The 1,351-nt window shown below is 64.3% G+C and carries 1 protein-coding gene; it reads left to right on the top strand.

Annotated features, from left to right (window positions below):
* Positions 1-197 precede the first annotated feature (197 nt).
* The coding region (locus tag DM995_RS19960) for an aldehyde dehydrogenase family protein (RefSeq protein ID WP_116970812.1) at positions 198-1,351 on the top strand (1,154 nt) is incomplete at its 3' end.

Raw genomic sequence — 1,351 nt, 5'->3', positions numbered from 1 at the left:
TCGCCGCAAAGGGCCGGATTTGCGCCATGTATCGCTAGGACCACGCGCGCTCCCGTCAGACTCAAATCGCGGGACAAACCCTGAGTGCAAGCGATGCTCGATAGGCGACGGGCGAACGGGGTAACCGGATCCTGCCGCAAGGGCCGCGCTTGGCCGTCACGCACACACTTGACGAGGACAACACAAGGACCGGGATCATGTTCGAACAGGCCATCGAGACAATCAATGCCGCGCCAACTTTCCGGCATCGCTACGACAATTTCATCGCCGGGCGCTGGAGCCCGCCTTCCACAGGCCAATATTTCGCCGACACGAGCCCGATCAACGGCGCGCTGATCGCCGAGTTCGCCCTCTCTACCACCGAAGATGTCGAGCGCGCGCTCGACGCTGCCCACTCCGCCAAGGACCAATGGGCGAGGCTTGCGCCGGCCGAGCGCGCAACGCTGCTCAACAGGATCGCCGACCGTCTGGAACACAATCTTGAACTGCTGGCGCTTGCCGAGACGATCGACAACGGCAAACCGATCCGCGAGACGCGCGCCGCCGACGTGCCGCTCGCGATCGACCATTTTCGTTATTTCGCCGGCTGCATCCGGGCGGAAGAAGGCACGATCTCGACGATCGACGCCGACACCATCGCCTATCATTTCCGCGAGCCGCTCGGCGTCGTTGGCCAGATCATCCCAAGGAACTTCCCGCTGCTGATGGCGGCATGGAAGATCGCCCCGGCGCTTGCCGCCGGCAACTGCACGGTCATCAAGCCGGCTTCACAGACGCCGCTCACGCTGCTGATGTTGGCCGAGCTGACCGCAGATATCCTGCCCCCGGGCGTGCTCAATGTGGTGACCGGACCAGGCCGGACCGTCGGTCAGGCGATCGCCGCCAATCCGCGGATCGCCAAGGTCTCGTTCACCGGCGAGACCGTGACCGGCAAGCAGATCATGCACGCTGCCGCGAATCACCTGATTCCGCAGACGATGGAGCTTGGCGGCAAGTCACCCAACATCTTCATGGCGGATGTCCTCAATGAGGACGACGCGTTCCTCGCCAAGGCGATCGAGGGCTTCACGCTGTTCGCATTCAACAAGGGCGAGGTCTGTACCTGTCCGTCGCGCGCGCTGGTGCACGAATCGATCTTTGATCGCTTCATCGAGCGTGCGGTCGCGCGCGTCGCCGCGATCCGCCAGGGCGATCCACTCGACCCCGCGACCCAGATCGGCGCCCAGGCCTCCGAGGACCAGCTCCACAAGATCCTTGGCTATATCGACGTCGGCAAGGCCGAGGGCGCGCAGTGCCTGACCGGCGGTGCGCGCGCGCTGCCCGGGGGTGACTTGAACAAGGGCTTCTTCGT

This window comes from Blastomonas sp. UPD001 (assembly GCF_003426715.1).
Lineage (GTDB): Bacteria > Pseudomonadota > Alphaproteobacteria > Sphingomonadales > Sphingomonadaceae > Blastomonas.
This window is presented reverse-complemented; position numbering and strand designations above follow the sequence as displayed.